The sequence below is a fragment of the Quyinboa mangrovi genome (assembly GCF_042219825.1).
Lineage (GTDB): Bacteria > Bacteroidota > Bacteroidia > Bacteroidales > UBA5342 > JBHJHP01.
Genome location: NZ_JBHJHQ010000045.1, coordinates 1 through 960 on the forward strand (window position 1 = coordinate 1; position 960 = coordinate 960).

1 protein-coding gene is annotated in these 960 nt (G+C 43.9%); it reads left to right on the plus strand.

Features of this window, described 5'->3' with window-relative positions:
• The coding region (locus tag ACE1ET_RS20475) for a hypothetical protein (RefSeq protein WP_375730290.1) at window positions 1-960 on the plus strand (960 nt) is incomplete at both ends.

Sequence of the window (960 nt, forward strand, 5' to 3'; positions counted from 1 at the left end):
AATGCAGATGATCTTTTAGATGCAGCTATTAAAGTAAACAGTGATTCTGTGATCAACTATGCATCCTACATCAGTGCATTACAGGATAGTGGTTTGGTATACAGGGATAGTATTAATAACTTAAGTGATTCAATCCTTGCTTTACGAACAGATTTAAATTCACTTGATCCGCTGCCTGCACAGGCTGGGTTAGCGAATCTTGTCCTCACGACTGACGGTTCAACTGCAGTATGGGATTCAGTTCGAACTGTAGCAATTGCACGTGGAAATATTACAGCATCCAAATTGGCAGCAAATTCAGGTTATTTGCAGAATGGAACAGCCGGACAGGTATTGTCTTCAAGCGGAAATGGAAATTTCTACTGGCAGGATGCAAGTTCACTTTCGGTTGACCCGAGCAGTCTGACCTTACCTGATGGTCAAATGTATGTAGGAAATGCAAGCGACCAGGCCCAGGCCAGGGATATTACAGGTGATGTATCCGTATCTAATACGGGAGTTGTTATATTGAACGATACGATATCTTCTATCAATGAATTATATGTTGGTGATTCACTGGGTACCGCACAATTACAGGTAACAGACAGTGCCGTATTTGATGGTGCGGTTGTTATCGGCGGAACCGGAGTTAGCGGAATCACAACTTCAGTGAATGCAGGTGCAGATAACGATTCGCTTGTAACAGCAGGAGCCGTAAAAACATATGTTGATGCAGTGGCAACTTCAGCCGGTTCAACACAAACTGAGGTTGATGCAATTGAAACGGGAGCCGGTCTTGGAACAGACGGAACCTATACTGCTAACGGAACAGCCAACTATATCAGTGGTGCCACCAGTCTGGTTAATGCAGACGATCTGCTGGATGCAGCCATTAAAGAAAATTCTGATTCAGTAGCCAACTACTCAACATACTTTGCATCACAGTCAGACAGCAACCAGGTTTACCGTGACAGCATCAAT